Origin of the sequence: Limnohabitans sp. G3-2 (genome assembly GCF_002778275.1) — a bacterium.
Classification (GTDB): Bacteria; Pseudomonadota; Gammaproteobacteria; order Burkholderiales; family Burkholderiaceae_C; genus Limnohabitans_A.
Window position 1 is genome coordinate 70,366 of sequence record NZ_NESG01000001.1, and the last position, 15,187, is coordinate 85,552.

A 15,187-nucleotide genomic window follows, 5' to 3' on the forward strand; every position below is an offset into this window, starting at 1 on the left:
GATTTTACTTTCACAGGGCTTGCGAAAACCAAGTCGGCAGCACCGCCCTGACGCGCCCGCGGGCCAGCTGCCCATCCGGGCAAGATGTCTCTTGCGTGATTTCCAAGGACGCGCCACAGCCGACAATGGCGCCATGCAACACAACTTCATTGCCAACCAATCCACTCCCGCCCTGGCCGGCCACACCATCGACGTGCTGGACCCTTCGGACGGGCAAGTGTTCGAGCAGATCCCGCGCAGCCAAGCGGCAGACATCGACCAGGCCGTGCAAGCGGCGCGGGCCGCTTTCAATGGACCTTGGGGGCGGCTCAGTGGCGTGGAGCGCGGGCGACTGTTGATGGCGCTGTCGCGCAAAGTGGCCGAACACGCGGGCGAATTGGCGGCACTGGAGCAGCGCGACTGCGGCAAACCCACAAAACAAGCCGCCGCCGACGCGGTCGCGCTGGCGCGTTACTTTGAGTTTTACGCCGGTTCTTGCGACAAGCTGCACGGCGAGACCCTGCCCTACCAAAACGGCTACAGCGTCCTGACCTGGCGCGAGCCGCACGGCGTCACCGGCCATGTGATCCCCTGGAACTACCCGATGCAGATTTTTGGCCGCAGCGTGGGCGGCGCCTTGGCGGCGGGCAATGCCTGCGTGGTCAAGCCCGCTGAAGACGCTTGCCTGAGCCTGATCCGCGTGGCGCAGTTGGCGGCCGAGGTCGGCTTTCCGGCAGGGGCGCTGAACATCGTCACGGGTTACGGCCACGAGGTGGGCGACGCGCTGGCCCGCCACCCGGGCATCGACCACATCAGCTTCACGGGCAGCCCCCGTGTGGGCACCCTGATCCAGCAAGTGGCCGCTGAGCGTCACTGTCCCGTGACGCTAGAACTGGGCGGCAAAAGCCCGCAAATCATCTTTGACGACGCCGACCTCGAAGCGGCCATTCCCGTGGTGGTCAACGCCATCGTGCAGAACTCGGGCCAAACCTGCAGCGCAGGCTCGCGGGTGCTGATCCAGCAAGGCATTTACGAGCCACTGTTGGCCCGCTTGGGCGACGCCTTTGGCCGCCTGCAAGTGGGCTCGGCCGCCATGAACATGGACTTAGGCCCCCTGATCCGCGCCAGCCAATTAGAACGGGTGACCGGCTTTTTGGAGCAGGCCCGGGCGGACGGCATCGCCACCGTGGCACAAGGCCAGATCGCACCCGGCGTGCCCTCGGGCGGTTTTTACCAAGCCCCAGTGCTCTTGCGCGATGTGCCGGTGATGCACCGCCTGGCGCAAGAAGAGGTGTTTGGTCCCGTGCTCTCGGCCATGGCCTTCAAGGACGAAGACCATGCCGTGGCATTGGCCAATGCCACCGACTTCGGTTTGGTGGCGGGCATTTGGACGCGCGATGGCGCTCGCCAATTCCGCATGGCCAAACGCGTGCGCAGTGGTCAGGTGTTCATCAACAACTACGGCGCGGCGGGCGGGGTAGAGCTGCCTTTTGGCGGCGTCAAGTCATCCGGCTATGGGCGCGAAAAAGGCCTGGAAGCTTTGCTGGGCTTCACCACACTCAAAACCGTGGCGATTGCGCACGGCTGAGCGGTCGGTCAACCTTGACCCTCCCGCCTCAAAGGGGGTCCTGCTCGGGCACAATCCTCGCTTATGTCTGAACGCGTCATTCCGCTGCTTGACCAGCGCCATCCCAGCCTGCCTTTGCCGACTTTGTTGTCAGGCGATGATCTCAGTGCCATGCCTTTGGACGGCTTACGCCGCCCGCTGACGGATTTGCGCATCAGCGTGACCGACCGGTGCAATTTCAGGTGCAGCTACTGCATGCCCAAGGAAATCTTTGACAAGGACTACGCTTACCTGCCACACAGCCATTTGCTGAGCTTTGAAGAAATCACCCGCATCGCCACCGTGTTCGTGGGCCGGGGCGTGCGCAAAATCCGCCTGACCGGTGGTGAGCCTTTGCTGCGCAAGAACATCGAGATCCTGATCGAACAACTGGCGGCCCTGCGCACGCCCGAGGGCCTGCCCCTTGATCTGACGCTGACCACCAACGGCTCGCTTTTGGCCCGCAAGGCCCAAAGCCTGAAAGACGCGGGTTTGCAGCGCGTCACCGTCAGCTTGGACGGTCTGGACGATGCGGTGTTCCGCCGCATGAACGACGTGGACTTTCCGGTGGCCGATGTGCTGGCCGGGATCGAAGCGGCGCGCGCGGCGGGCCTGGGGCCAATCAAGGTGAACATGGTGGTCAAACGCGGCACCAATGAGCACGAAATCTTGCCCATGGCCCGGCATTTCCAGGGCTCGGGGATTGTGCTGCGTTTCATCGAATACATGGATGTGGGGGCCACCAACGGTTGGTGCATGGACGAGGTGTTGCCCAGTGCTGAAGTGATCCGCCTGCTGCACACCGAGCTGCCGCTGGTGCAGCTGGACCCCACCGTTGCGGGCGAGACCGCCGAGCGCTGGGGTTATGCCAATGCAAACGGTGAATACGACCCGGCTTTGGGCGAAGTGGGTGTGATCAGCAGCGTGACGCAGGCTTTTTGCGGCGACTGCAACCGCGCCCGACTGTCCACCGAAGGCCGTTTGTACCTGTGTCTTTTTGCCAGCCAGGGCTATGACCTGCGCCAATTGTTGCGCGACCCGGCCCGCTCCGACCACGAGCTCGCCCAGACGGTGGACGCCATCTGGCGCGGGCGCACGGACCAATACTCGCGACTGCGCAGCTTGCGCGGGCCGGACACCGCCAGCGGCCCCGGCCGCCGGGTGGAAATGAGCTACATCGGAGGCTGAAAGCCATGAACAACAACGCTCTGGGCATCACTGGCCTCATCCTGGCGGGCGGGCGCGGCTCGCGCATGGGCGGCAGCGACAAAGGTCTGCAAAACTTCCATGGCCTGCCGCTGGCTTTGCAAACCCTCATGCGCCTGCAGCTGCAAAGCTTGCCCCTGCAAGAAGTGCTGATCAACGCCAACCGCAACTTGGCGGCCTACGAATCGCTGGGCGTGCCGGTTTGGCCCGACAGCATTGACGGGTTTGCAGGGCCTTTGGCGGGCTTTCAGACGGGTTTGGAACGCTGCGAAACCCCGTTGATGCTCACTGTCCCCTGTGACACGCCGCTCTTTCCGCTCGACTTGGCCGAGCGTTTGGCTGCGGCCCTCGATGCGCAAGACGCTGACCTGGCCATGGCCGCAGCGCCCGAGGCCGATGGCGCGGTGCGCACACAACCGGTGTTTTGCCTCCTCAAAACCGAGTTGCTCGAAAGCCTGGTCAAGTTCACCCAAGGCGGTGGCCGCAAAATCGATGCCTGGACCGCTCAGCACCGCTGCGCCATCGTGCCCTTTGACTGGCCCAGCGACAGCCCGCACGCCTTTGCCAACGCCAACACTTTGGCCGAATTGCAACAGCTCGAAGCCCTCTGAATCCCATGGCCACCCAATGGCCGCGCTGACCATGACCACGCCACTGTCTCCCAACCTGTCCCTGAACGAGATCGCCGAACGCCTGCAAGGCTACGACCCGCAAGCCTTGTCGGCCCGCCATGTGAACGACTTTTTGGCCCAGCTGGTCCAGCCCGTGCGGGAACAAGAAACCGTGCCCTTGATGCAGGCCCATGGCCGCATCCTGGCGCAAGACGTGGTCTCGCCCATCAGCGTGCCACCCCACGACAACTCGGCCATGGACGGCTACGCTTTGCGCGGCGCGGAACTTTTAAGCGACCGCCCCACCCCGCTCCAGGTGGTGGGCACGGCGTTTGCAGGTTCCGCTTGGCAAGGCACGGTGAACGCTGGTGAGTGCGTGCGCATCATGACGGGCGCCATCATGCCCACCGGCCTGGACACGGTGGCCCCGCAAGAGCTGGTGAAGGTGGACGGCGACCGCGTGCAGATTCCGCCCGGCCTGCTGCAGGCGGGCGACAACCGCCGCCTGCTGGGTGAGGACTTGATGGCCGGGCAGCCCGCCCTGCGTGCAGGCACGCGCATCGCCCCGGCCGCCTGCGGCTTGCTGGCCAGTCTGGGCTTGCCCAGCGTGCCTGTTTGGCGCAAGCCCAAAGTGGCCTATTTTTCAACCGGTGACGAAATTCTGAGCTTGGGCGAAGCCCCCCGCGAAGGCGCGGTGTACGACAGCAACCGCTACACCGTGGCAGGCCTGGTTCAAGCACTGGGTTGCGAGCTGATCGACATGGGCGTGGTGCGCGACGAGCCCGCGGCGCTGGAGCAAGCCTTTGTGGACGCGGCGGCCCAGGCCGACGCCATCATCACCAGTGGGGGCGTGAGTGTGGGCGAGGCCGACCACACCAAGGCCATGATGAAAAAACTGGGTGACGTGGCCTTTTGGCGCATCGCCATGCGCCCGGGCCGCCCCATGGCGGTGGGCCGCATTGAGCGTGGCGAGCGCTCAGCCTTGCTGTTTGGCTTGCCGGGCAACCCCGTGGCCGTCATGGTGACCTTTGCCGCCTTTGTACGCCCTGCCCTGCAGCAGCTCATGGGCTGGCAAGCGCCCGCGTTGCCGCTGCTCAAAGCCAAAAGCACCGAGGCACTGCGCAAAAAACCCGGCCGCACCGAATACCAGCGCGGGATCGTCCGCACCAACCCGGCGGGTAAGCTCGAAGTGAGCATCACCGGCAACCAGGGCTCGGGTGTGCTCAGCTCCATGATGCAAGCCAACGGCCTGATCGTGCTGGGCCACGCCCAAGGCAACGTGGCTGTGGGCGACGAGGTGGATGTGATGATGTTTGACGGGCACCTGTGAACACAGCCATCTGAAAACCCATGAAAAAAAGCGGCCTGAGCCGCTTTTTTGTTGGGGCACAGGGGTTTGACATCCCCTGATCCGACACTCAATGGGCTTGCGCTTCGTGCGGCAGGTCGTGCGCCACCGCCTTGTTGGGCCCCGGTACCGCCTTGCGCGCCAGCAAGGAGTACATGGTGGGCACCACAAAGATGGCCAGCAACGTCCCCAGGCTCATGCCCCCCACGATCACCCAACCAATTTGCGTGCGGCTTTCTGCACCAGCACCGGTCGCAAGCGCCAGTGGCACGGCACCCAAAACCATGGCCCCAGTGGTCATCAAAATCGGACGCAGACGCTGTGCAGACGCCTTGATCAAGGCCTCTTTCATCGCCATGCCTTGCTCGCGCAGCTGGTTGGTGAACTCCACAATCAAAATGCCGTGCTTGGTGATCAAGCCCACCAAGGTGATCAGGCCAATTTGAGAGTACACGTTCAATGACCCGCCCGTGAACTTGAGCGCCAGCAAGGCCCCGATCATGGACAAAGGCACCGACAACATGATCACCAAGGGATCGATGAAACTTTCAAACTGGGCCGCCAAGACCAAAAAGATGAAGAACAGCGCCAGCACAAACACAATCACCAAAGCACCCTGTGAATTTTTAAATTCACGCGAAGTGCCGTTCAATTCGGTCGTGTAACCAGGTTTGAGCAACTTGGCGGCCGAAGCGTCCATGAACTTGATGGCCTCGCCCAGGGAGTAATCGGGCGCCAAGTTGGCGGTGATGGACACCGAGCGGCGCTGACCGAAGTGGTTCAACTCGCGAGGTGACACACTTTCGCGCACTTTGACCAAACTCGACAACGGCACCATGGTGTCGTTGCGCCCACGAACCTGGATCACATCGATGTCATCCGGGGTGTTGCGCGCCGATGGCTGGGTTTGCACGATCACGTCGTACTGCTCGGCATCGCGTTTGTAGCGCGTCACGACCCGGCCTCCCAGCATGGTTTCAATGGTTTTGGCCACCACCTCCACGCTGACTCCCAGCTCAGCGGCCTTCACGCGGTCCACCTCGATGCGCAGCTCGGGTTTGTTCAAACGCAAATCGACATCGGGCGACAAAATGCCCGGGTTTTTGGCCACCTCGTCCATCAACTGTCGCGTCAGTTGGTTCAGGTTTTGGTAGCTGTCCGAAGTTTGAATCACGAAGTTCAAAGGTCGCTCACGGAAGCCCTGCCCCAAAGAAGGCGGCGTGATCGGGAACGCATTCACGCCCGGCAAACCGTTGAATTTGGCGCCCATTTCACGGGCGATGTCGAGCGTGGTGCGCTTGCGCTCGTCCCAGTCCACCGCTCTGTAAACCACCGTGCCTTGCCCCACGGTGGGGTTGCCCATGTTGGCAAAGATGCGGTCGAACTCCGGGTAGGCCTGGCCTATTTTTTCCAAGGATCGGGCATACCTGTCGGTGTACTGGAGGGTCGATCCATCGGGGGCATTGATGGTTGCCAAAATCGTGCCCCGGTCTTCCAGCGGCGCCAGCTCCTGCTTCATGGTGGGGTAGATCAGGGCAATGCCCACACCCGAGCTCAGCATCACCAGCACCACCACCCAGCGCGCACGGTTCAAAATGAAGCCCAAGAGTTTTTCATACCCCGTGGACAGGGCCGTGAGCCAACGCTCCATGTTCCGGTCAAACCAACTCGGATTGGGGTTGTGGCGCAGGAGTTTGGAGCTCAACATCGGCGTCAGCGTGAGCGCGACAAAACCCGACACCATCACAGCGCCGGCCAGCGCCAAGGCAAACTCACCAAACAACTTGCCCGTTCGCCCCGGCGTGAAGGCCAAGGGTGCAAAAACAGCGGCCAGCGTCAAGGTCATCGCGATGACGGCAAAACTGATTTCGCGCACGCCCTTGATGGCGGCCGAAAACGGGTCCAGACCCTCTTCGATGTGCCGGTAAATGTTCTCCAGCACCACAATCGCATCGTCCACCACCAAGCCGATCGCCAGCACCAGCGCCAACAAGGTCAGGGTGTTGATGGTGAATCCAGCCAAAGCCATCATGGCAAAGGTGCCGATCAAACTGACTGGGATGGTGATGATGGGGATGACCGAGGCGCGCAAGGTGCGCAAAAAAACAAAAATCACCAAAGCCACCAGCACCACCGCTTCGATGATGGTCTGGAACACGTTCTTGATGGACCGGTCGATGAACACCGAGTTGTCGTTGGCCACGTTGATTTCCATGTCACCCGGCAAATCGGCCTTCAGTCGGGGAATCATTTCGCGCACGCCCTTGGACAGCTCGAGCGGGTTGGCGGTGGCTTGGCGAATCACACCGGCCGAAATGGCCGGTTGACCATTGAGACGCACCGCGCTGCGGTCGTTGGCGGCATCTTCCTTGATCTGAGCCACATCACGCAGCTTGACCGAAAAACCATTCACGCTGCGAATCACGATGTCGCCAAATTGCCCTGGACGGAGCAAGTCGGTTTGAGAAGAAACGCTGAATTCGCGGTTGGTGGACTCGATCCGGCCTGCGGGCAACTCCAAGTTGCTGCGCCGAATAGCGTCTTCCACGTCTTGAGGCGTGAGCTTGTAAGAGGACAGGCGTGCCGCATCCAGCGACACCAGCATGGCGTACTTGCGCTCACCGAAGATGCGCACATCGGCCACGCCGGTCACCGTTTGCAAACGCGGCTTGACCACCCGGTTGACCAAATCATTGATTTGCAATGCGTTCAAGGTGTCGCTGGAAAATGCCAGCCAGATCACCGGAAAGGCATCGGCCTCCACCTTGGCAATGACGGGCTCCTCAATGGCTTGAGGCAAGCGGTTTCGCACACGGGAGGTGCGGTCGCGCACTTCTGCAGCGGCCGTGTCCGCGTCTTTTTCAAGGCGGAAACGCACCGTGATTTGCGACTGCTCAGCCCGGCTGATGGAGGTGATGACATCCACCGCGTCGATGCCCGCGATCGAGTCTTCCAGCGGCTTGGTGACCTGTGACTCGATCACCTCGGCAGAGGCACCCACATAGCGGGTGGTCACCGTGACCGTGGGCTCGTCGATTTTGGGGTATTCGCGCAGCGAAAGACTTTTGAAGCTGACGGCGCCAATCAGCACAATCAGCAGGGCCATCACGACGGCCAGAACTGGCCGCCGGACCGAAGTTTCAGCGAGTTGCATCTGCACCCCTCAGGCACGGGTTGGGGCCAGACATGGCCGCATTGGGGCTGGCTGCAGACTTGGCGCCTTGTGGCGCTTTGCCTGCGGCTGCTGCGGCAGGTGCGGCCGTTGCGGCACCTGGCGCTCCAGAAGCGCTGGGCGGCGTGGGGCCCCCAGCTGGCGCAGCCGCTTGCCCTGGCGCGCCCGCTGGCTTGGCACCTGGGGCTGGGGGCACATCGATCACCCGCACCGCGGTGCCGTCTTTTTGCAAACGCTGGTGGCCTGCTGTGACCACGGTGTCACCGGCTGCCAAGCCCTCCAAAATTTCCACCTTGCCCGGTTGGCGCAAACCGGTTTTGACGGCCACGCGTTCGGACATCAGCGAATCGGGTTTTTCTCCCGGCACCAACTTGACCACAAAAGTGCGTCCGCCTTGCGGAATGATGGCCTCTTCGGGGATGACCAGCGCGTTCTCACGGGCGCCGAACACGGCATTCACCCGGGCAAACATGCCTGGGCGTAATTGCTGCTGACGGTTGTCAATGCAGCCGCGCACCCCCACCGAGCGGCCATTGGCCTCGATCAAAGGATCCACCGCTTGGACCATGGCCATGAAGGGACGGCCCGGCAATGCGTCCACCGTCAATTGGGCTTGTTGACCCGCACGAATTTTGGCTTGGAAGCGCTCAGGCAAACGGAAGTCGAGCAACACGGCGTCCAAGTCTTCGATGTTGACCATGTCCGCGCCGTCTTTGAGGTAATCGCCCACGTTCACTTGCTTGAGACCGGTGATGCCGTCAAAAGGGGCCAACACTTTGAGCCGTTGCAGTGTGGCATCGGCCAAAGCCAGTTTGGCTCGCGTGACTTCCAGGGCTGCACCACTTTCGTCCAATGAGCGTTTGCTGATGAAATTTTGCGCCACAAGCTCTTGGTTGCGTTTGTGGTTCGCCTCTGCGATCGACAACTCGGCCTTGGCCTGGGACAGTTGGGCTTGCTGAAGTTGGTCTTCAAACTGAACCATCACTTGGCCCTTGCGCACGCGCTGACCATCGTTGAAGAAGATTTGTTTGACACGCCCGCCCACTTCGGGGCGAAGCATCACGCCCTGCCGGGAGCGCAAACTGCCCACGGCTTGGGTTTCATCCACCAAGGTTTGCGTTTCGACTTTGGCGACCTCGACCGCTGTCGCTTTGGCAGGTCCCGCAGGGGCCCCTGCGCCGGCAGACGCTGGCGCCGTGACCACCGGCTGGGCGCCAGCGGCGGCACCACCGGACTTGTTTTGGAACCACCAGGCTGCGCCGGAGGCCGCACAAACACCCACCAACGCCATCACAGCGTATTTCTTTTGATAAGCCATTCAGATCTCTCTCGCAGGTTGAACTCACCCAGACTGTCGAAATGTAACAGCGTCTGTTCACGCCCCGCATGAGCGCCTGGATGGCCTTGATTTCAGCTCCAGCGCCAAATTGAACCCTTGACGCCCTTGTTTCAACGGCCCAAAGCCTTGTCCACGCCGAGGTTGGCGAGCGCATCGGCTCTTTCGTTGCCCGGATCGCCCGCATGCCCCTTCACCCAGCGCCAGTCAATCTGGTGTCCCGAGGAAGACACCACGGCATCGAGTTTTTGCCACAAATCGGCATTTTTCACCGGCTGCTTGGCGGCCGTGCGCCAGCCCCTGGCTTTCCAGCCGTGGATCCACTCGGTGATGCCTTTGCGCACATATTCACTGTCCAGATACAGCGTGACCTGACAAGGCCGCTTCAGGGCGGACAGGCCTTCGATCACGGCCGTCATCTCCATGCGGTTGTTGGTGGTGTTCAGCTCACCGCCGCACAGCTCCTGAACGTGCTGGCCCGACTGCAAACGAACGCCCCACCCTCCGGGGCCAGGATTGCCCTTGCAAGCGCCATCTGTGTAAATTTCAACGTGACTCAACGGTGTCTTTCGGGGCCGTGGTGGGGCCCATGAGTGTGTCTGTTCGGGCAATGGGTGCCGTCGCTCCAGCGGGCGATCGTACCGTGCGCCAACGCCGACCATCGATGAAGCGTCCCCCAGGGGCCCTTTTGGTGGCCATCAAAAGGTAAACACCCCCCAAAATGGGCCACCACCGCTCGCCCAATGCATCCATCCAGTGCAAACGCTGCATCCAAGACTCACTGCCCGCGGCCGGTGTCCAGCCTCCAAACCGACTGATCTGAACTTCAAAACCCAACAAACGCAACCAGTCGCGCAAACGGCGGTAAGCAATCAAGGACGATGGCATGGGCGTGCCTGCGGGGCTTGCATGTGCCTGGCGTTGACCCCGTGCTTGCTGCCAACCCCACCAACTCCAGGGGTTCAGCCCCGTGATCAAGACTTGACCTTCGGGGATCAGCACCCGAGCCACCTCTCGCAAACAGGCATGGGGGTCGGCAGAGCGTTCCAAAGCATGCGGCAACACCACCAAATCCAGACTGTCGGCTGGCCATGGCCAAGCTCGGCTGTCCAAGCACAGGCTGTGCACCGGCTCGGACGCCAATTGGACATGTGCTGGTGGTGTTTCGAACTCGGCCTGCGCCAGCCATCGGTGGGGCATGCGGTTGCTGCGCAGTGCTTGCAGCTCTGGCCAACCCAATTGCACGGCGTGGTAGCCAAACACATCGCCCAAGAGTTCGTCCGCTTGGCGCTGCTCCCAAGACAACAAACGCGACGCCACCGGCTGACCCAAAGGCGTCAACCACGTCTGTCCTGTTTCTTGGCTTTCTATAATCTGACTCTCCATGAAGCTCATCGCACTGCCCGCATTCTCTGACAACTACATTTGGTTGTTGCACAACGACCATCACGCGCTGGTGGTGGACCCCGGTGACAGTGCGCCCGTCTTGTCTTGGTTGGCAAAGAACCCCAGCGTGGCGCTGGACATGATTCTAGTCACCCACCACCATGCCGACCACACGGGTGGCCTGCCTGAGCTGGTGGCGCAAACAGGGGCCCAGGTGGTCGGGCCGGCCCTTGAAAAAATGCCGGTCACGGCCCAGGGTTTACAACAGGGTGACACCCTTGAATGGCAAGGCTTGACGCTGATGGTGCACGACGTGCCGGGACACACCCTGGGACATATTGCTTTTTGGGGACAACCCGCCGGGCAAGCGCCGATCTTGTTTTGTGGAGACACCTTGTTTTCGGGCGGCTGTGGTCGGCTGTTCGAGGGGTCACCCGAACAAATGCTGGATTCTCTCGACCGCTTGGCGGCTTTACCGGGCGAGACGCGCATTTGCTGCGCCCATGAGTACACTCTGTCCAATCTTCGATTTGCCTTGGTGGTCGATCCAGACAACCTGGCCTTGAAAAGCTACGCCCAGACCTGCGTTCGATTACGCGAACAAAACCAAGCCACTTTGCCTGCGCTCATGTCTACTGAGCGCGCCATCAACCCTTTTTTGCGCAGCCGCAGCCCAGCGGTCACACGGACTGTCCAGCAGCGCGATGCGTCTGCCATCGACGACGTCAGCCGATTTGCTGCGCTTCGCAACTGGAAAAACGAATTTTGAAGAACGCTTGGGTCCCCCACTGCATCCTGAACTGGTCACCCCTAATTGGCGCTGGGCGCCGCATTTTTGCAGCCAGCTGTTTGGGACTGACGCTTTTTTTGGGCGCTTGCGCCACGGCACCCAGCACCGCCCCGGCTTTGGGCTCGCCCAAAGAACAGACTCAAGCGCCTGAAACGGCCGTCGCAGTACAAGCGGCTCAAGCCGAAACCTCACCCGACAGAAACACCCCACAGACCGGCGAATCGGTGATGGGCCTCAAACCCCGCAGCCAATTGGCCCTCACGCCACCCAGAGACATTTGGGAGAGGATTCGCCGGGGGTTTGCCATGCCCGACCTTGAAAACGAGCTGGTGCGTAACCGCGAGCAATGGTATTCGGGCCGCCCCGATTACATGCTGCGCATGACCGAGCGTTCTCGCCCCTATTTGTTCCATGTGGTGGAAGAGCTGGAGCGGCGCAACATGCCCACCGAACTGGCTTTGCTTCCTTTCATTGAGTCTGCGTTCAACCCACAAGCCGTCTCCAGTGCCAAGGCCGCTGGCATGTGGCAGTTCATGCCCGCCACAGGCAAGTATTTCGACTTGAAACAAAACCTGTTCAGAGACGACCGTCGGGACGTGCTCGAATCGACCCGAGCCGCGCTGGATTACCTGCAAAAACTCTACGCCATGTTTGGTGACTGGCATTTGGCCTTGGCCGCCTACAACTGGGGTGAAGGCAGTGTGGGCAAAGCACTGGCCCGCAACAAAGCCCAGGGCAAACCCCTGAGCTACAGCGATCTGAACATGCCCAACGAAACGCGCTATTACGTGCCCAAACTGCAGGCGGTGAAGAACATCGTGGCGCAACCGGAAGCCTTCAACACCCAATTGCCCCTGATCCAGAACCACCCCTATTTCAAAAGTGTGCCGATCGAGCGGGACATCGACGTGGCCGTGGCGGTGAAATTGGCGGCAGTCAGCTTGGCGGATTTCAAGGCCCTCAATCCTTCGATGCGGCGCCCTGTGATCTTGGCCGCTGGAACGCCGCAAATTTTGCTGCCTTGGGACAATGCCACGGTGTTCGAGCGCAACCTGCAAGCCCATGCCAACAAACCACTGGCCACATGGACAGCCTGGCAAGCGCCCAAGACCATGAAGCCCGAAGAAGTGGCGCAGCAATTGGGCATGCCCGTGGAGCAATTGCGGTCGGTCAATGACATCCCCTTGCGGATGATGATCACGGCTGGCTCCACCCTGCTGGTGCACCGCAAAGGGTCGCTGGACAGCGATGTGACCGAACACCTGGCTGACAACGGCCAACTGGGTCTCGCCCCCGAGATGGTGCTCAAAAGGATTGCGGTCAAAGCCCGCAAAGGCGATTCTCTGGCCAGCTTGGCTGCCCGCCATGGTGTCTCAGAAGCCAACATGGCTTCTTGGAACAAACTGAAAGTCAACGCGCGTTTGACCGCAGGTCAAACTTTGACCATCTTGCTGCCCTCGCAAGGCGCCAGACGCGTGACCCGCCCGAGCACAAGCAAGCCCGAGCGGCCCCCAGTGAAACGGCAAGCCAGTCAACCATCCCCCAAAAAGCCCGCTCCAGCCAAAAACAAATGAGCCGCAGCTCAAGGGCCCCGGAGGGTCTCATCAGGCCGCGAAACGGGCTTTGGATTTGACCGCAAAACTGTTGGTGTAGGTTGAGGCCAAAACGGGACGAACGCCCAATTGCCGGTCCGGCAGTCGGTTGTAGGCATGCCAAGCGTTCGCCACAGCCTCTGCAGAGAACAAGCCATCGAGGGCAAAGGACTCGCGCAGCTTCTCGAATGCCCCCAAGTAAATGGCCCGGTCGCCCTCCCAATGAGGGGCAGGCACTGTCTTCAAAATGTCGGTCAAGCCCGCTGTTTGTAGCCATTTGAGGGCGTGGACCACCGCATCGCTCAAGGCTTGCGTCAGCTCAGGCTGCTTTTGCAAATGATCCGATCGGGCCCACAAACAGGTGCCGCTCACCGGGCCACCCATGAGTTTCCGAGAGGCCACCAGCGTGCGGGCATCACCCAACAGCCGAATGTCATTGCGCTGCTCCAGTCCGTACATGATGGGGTCGGCATGACACACAGCATCGATGGCGCCAGAGCGCAATGCATCCACCACGCCGGCGGAGGAGCCCACCTCGACAAAGACCACATCCTCGGGCAGCAAGCCGTTTTGCATCAGCCAATGACACACCATGAAATGGGTACTGGATTGGAGCGAGGTCACGCCGACACGGGTTCCTTTGAGGCCCATCACGCTGCGCACATTCAGCCGCGTTGAAACACCCAGACTGAGCTGCGGGGTTCGGGCCATCTGGACAAACGCTTGGTAAGCCAAACCCTTTTGCTGCAAGCCGAAGAGGTGCTCAAACGCACCCGCGACCACTTGCGCTTGTCCTTGCACAGCACTGGCCAAAGCTTTGGCACCTGACTCTTGGGGCAACCATTCCACAGCAATGCCTGCTTGTCTGAAATACCCGAGCCGGTCGGCCAAGGTCAAAGGCAATTGGTGCAGGCTGTGTGGCGCCACCAAAGCGATGCTCACACGGTGGTTGATGCGCGGTTCATTGCGTGAAGGCTCAGGCGCGGCCCATGCGCTGCGCGACAGCGCCATGGCACCCACAGCCGAAAGTAAAAAAGCACGACGCCTTTCACGCCCAACAGTCACCCGCCACCCCCATGAAACACTGGTTTGTATAAGCCTGTCAGCTTATTGGGAATGCGGCTTGTGCGCATCGGGATTGATCCCGATCGGGTTTTCACGTAATGGATTGCCAGCAAAAACGCGGCCTCTTTGCGAGGCCTCTCAGCTTCGCGCTGTCAGCCGCTTATCGACGGTCCACCAGCGCATGGGCGATGGTGCCCAAATCCACATATTCCAACTCGCTGCCCGCAGGCACGCCCCGGGCCAAGCGGGTCACGCGCAAACCCTGCTGGCGGATCATCTCTGAAATGACATGGGCCGTGGCCTCCCCCTCCGCGGTGAAGTTGGTCGCCAAAATCACTTCCGTCAGCACGCCATCTCCCACCCGTTGTTTGAGCTTGGCCAGCCCAATATCGTGCGGCCCAATGCCATCGAGTGGACTGAGCTTGCCCATCAGCACAAAGTACAAGCCCCTGTAGGTGCCCGTGCGCTCTATGGCCGATTGGTCTGCCGGCGTTTCGATCACGCACAACACGGTGCGGTCGCGTGTGGCATCCAAGCAGGTGTCGCACAACTGCGCCTCGGTGAAGGTGTGGCAACACGCACAGTGCCGGATTTTTTGGACCGCATTGTCCAAGGCAGCGGCCAGTTGGCGTGCCGTGGCACGGTCGTTTTGCAGCAGCTGAAATGCCATGCGCTGGGCCGACTTGATGCCCACCCCAGGCAGGCCTTTGAGGGCCTGCACCAAAGTTGCAAGGGCGTGGGTATCGGCCATGTTCAGTCGATCAAAACGGGAGTTTCATGCCAGGCGGCAAACCTGCCGTGAGCTTGCCCATTTTTTGCTGAGAAACTTCTTCGGCCATGCGCACTGCGTCGTTGAAAGCTGCAGCCACCAAGTCTTCCAGCATGTCTTTGTCATCGGCCAACAAACTCGGATCAATGGTCACGCGGCGAACGCTGTGTTTGCAGGTCATCAACACCTTGACCATGCCCGAGCCCGCCTGACCCTCGACTTCAACAAAAGCCAGTTCGTCTTGCGCTTTTTTCAAGTTGTCCTGCATGGCCTGCGCCTGCTTCATGAGGCCGGCAAGTTGTCCTTTGTTGAACATGGTGTTTCCTT

The 15,187-nt window shown here is 61.0% G+C and carries 13 protein-coding genes; 6 read left to right on the forward strand and 7 right to left on the reverse strand.

The window, feature by feature from the left end; all coding sequences use genetic code 11:
• The first annotated feature begins 133 nt into the window (after positions 1-133).
• From B9Z31_RS00330 to glp, 4 genes are all read left to right on the forward strand, one after another.
• On the forward strand, positions 134-1,567 hold the full coding sequence (locus tag B9Z31_RS00330) for an aldehyde dehydrogenase family protein (protein WP_100117590.1): 1,434 nt from the start codon (positions 134-136) through the stop codon (positions 1,565-1,567).
• 63 nt (positions 1,568-1,630) lie between these two features.
• Complete coding sequence (gene moaA / locus B9Z31_RS00335) at positions 1,631-2,773, forward strand: GTP 3',8-cyclase MoaA (RefSeq protein WP_100117591.1); 1,143 nt, start codon at positions 1,631-1,633, stop codon at positions 2,771-2,773.
• Between the two features lie 5 nt (positions 2,774-2,778).
• A complete protein-coding gene (mobA, locus tag B9Z31_RS00340; RefSeq protein ID WP_100117592.1) occupies positions 2,779-3,402 on the forward strand; it encodes a molybdenum cofactor guanylyltransferase MobA in 624 nt (207 codons plus the stop codon).
• Positions 3,403-3,433: 31 nt separating this feature from the next.
• Positions 3,434-4,732, forward strand: a complete 1,299-nt coding sequence (gene glp / locus B9Z31_RS00345) for a gephyrin-like molybdotransferase Glp (RefSeq protein WP_100117910.1) — start codon at positions 3,434-3,436, stop codon at positions 4,730-4,732.
• Positions 4,733-4,820: 88 nt separating this feature from the next.
• Here the strand turns inward: glp and B9Z31_RS00350 are convergent, their stop codons facing one another.
• The 4 genes from B9Z31_RS00350 to B9Z31_RS00365 form a co-directional block, all read right to left on the reverse strand.
• On the reverse strand, positions 4,821-7,904 hold the full coding sequence (locus B9Z31_RS00350) for an efflux RND transporter permease subunit (RefSeq protein ID WP_100117593.1): 3,084 nt from the start codon (positions 7,902-7,904) through the stop codon (positions 4,821-4,823).
• Positions 7,891-9,240, reverse strand: coding sequence for an efflux RND transporter periplasmic adaptor subunit (locus B9Z31_RS00355; RefSeq protein WP_100117594.1), 1,350 nt, complete (start codon positions 9,238-9,240; stop codon positions 7,891-7,893). The genes B9Z31_RS00350 and B9Z31_RS00355 overlap by 14 nt, the downstream gene beginning before the upstream one ends.
• A gap of 131 nt (positions 9,241-9,371) precedes the next feature.
• On the reverse strand, positions 9,372-9,818 hold the full coding sequence (rnhA, locus tag B9Z31_RS00360; protein WP_100117595.1) for a ribonuclease HI: 447 nt from the start codon (positions 9,816-9,818) through the stop codon (positions 9,372-9,374).
• On the reverse strand, positions 9,805-10,644 hold the full coding sequence (locus B9Z31_RS00365; protein WP_100117596.1) for a class I SAM-dependent methyltransferase: 840 nt from the start codon (positions 10,642-10,644) through the stop codon (positions 9,805-9,807). The genes rnhA and B9Z31_RS00365 overlap by 14 nt, the downstream gene beginning before the upstream one ends.
• Here B9Z31_RS00365 and gloB point away from each other — a divergent pair.
• Complete coding sequence (gene gloB / locus B9Z31_RS00370; protein ID WP_100117597.1) at positions 10,643-11,413, forward strand: hydroxyacylglutathione hydrolase; 771 nt, start codon at positions 10,643-10,645, stop codon at positions 11,411-11,413. The two genes, B9Z31_RS00365 and gloB, sit on opposite strands and share 2 nt — an antisense overlap.
• 80 nt (positions 11,414-11,493) lie before the next feature.
• Positions 11,494-13,008: a transglycosylase SLT domain-containing protein gene (locus B9Z31_RS00375; RefSeq protein ID WP_233200587.1), complete on the forward strand. Its 1,515-nt coding sequence runs from the start codon at positions 11,494-11,496 to the stop codon at positions 13,006-13,008.
• Between the two features lie 30 nt (positions 13,009-13,038).
• Here B9Z31_RS00375 and B9Z31_RS00380 read toward each other — a convergent pair whose 3' ends face one another.
• The 3 genes from B9Z31_RS00380 to B9Z31_RS00390 all read right to left on the reverse strand — a co-directional run bounded on the left by B9Z31_RS00380 (position 13,039) and on the right by B9Z31_RS00390 (position 15,176).
• Entirely contained in the window at positions 13,039-14,037 is a 999-nt protein-coding gene (locus B9Z31_RS00380; RefSeq protein WP_100117598.1) for an ABC transporter substrate-binding protein, read from the reverse strand.
• A 214-nt stretch (positions 14,038-14,251) separates the two neighbouring features.
• The gene (recR, locus tag B9Z31_RS00385) at positions 14,252-14,842 is read right to left on the reverse strand and encodes a recombination mediator RecR (protein WP_100117599.1); all 591 of its coding nucleotides are present in this window, start codon (positions 14,840-14,842) and stop codon (positions 14,252-14,254) included.
• A 10-nt stretch (positions 14,843-14,852) separates the two neighbouring features.
• A complete protein-coding gene (locus tag B9Z31_RS00390) occupies positions 14,853-15,176 on the reverse strand; it encodes a YbaB/EbfC family nucleoid-associated protein (RefSeq protein ID WP_100117600.1) in 324 nt (107 codons plus the stop codon).
• Positions 15,177-15,187 lie beyond the last annotated feature (11 nt).

Excerpts from the sequence above, each read along its gene's own strand:
- B9Z31_RS00390 (WP_100117600.1), bottom strand. The coding sequence starts at position 15,176 with ATGTTCAACAAAGGACAACTTGCCGGCCTCATGAAGCAGGCGCAGGCC.
- recR (WP_100117599.1), bottom strand. The coding sequence starts at position 14,842 with ATGGCCGATACCCACGCCCTTGCAACTTTGGTGCAGGCCCTCAAAGGC.
- B9Z31_RS00380 (WP_100117598.1), bottom strand. The coding sequence starts at position 14,037 with ATGGCGCTGTCGCGCAGCGCATGGGCCGCGCCTGAGCCTTCACGCAAT.
- gloB (WP_100117597.1), top strand. The coding sequence starts at position 10,643 with ATGAAGCTCATCGCACTGCCCGCATTCTCTGACAACTACATTTGGTTG.
- glp (WP_100117910.1), top strand. The coding sequence starts at position 3,434 with ATGACCACGCCACTGTCTCCCAACCTGTCCCTGAACGAGATCGCCGAA.
- mobA (WP_100117592.1), top strand. The coding sequence starts at position 2,779 with ATGAACAACAACGCTCTGGGCATCACTGGCCTCATCCTGGCGGGCGGG.
- B9Z31_RS00355 (WP_100117594.1), bottom strand. The coding sequence starts at position 9,240 with ATGGCTTATCAAAAGAAATACGCTGTGATGGCGTTGGTGGGTGTTTGT.
- B9Z31_RS00350 (WP_100117593.1), bottom strand. The coding sequence starts at position 7,904 with ATGCAACTCGCTGAAACTTCGGTCCGGCGGCCAGTTCTGGCCGTCGTG.
- B9Z31_RS00365 (WP_100117596.1), bottom strand. The coding sequence starts at position 10,644 with ATGGAGAGTCAGATTATAGAAAGCCAAGAAACAGGACAGACGTGGTTG.
- moaA (WP_100117591.1), top strand. The coding sequence starts at position 1,631 with ATGTCTGAACGCGTCATTCCGCTGCTTGACCAGCGCCATCCCAGCCTG.
- B9Z31_RS00330 (WP_100117590.1), top strand. The coding sequence starts at position 134 with ATGCAACACAACTTCATTGCCAACCAATCCACTCCCGCCCTGGCCGGC.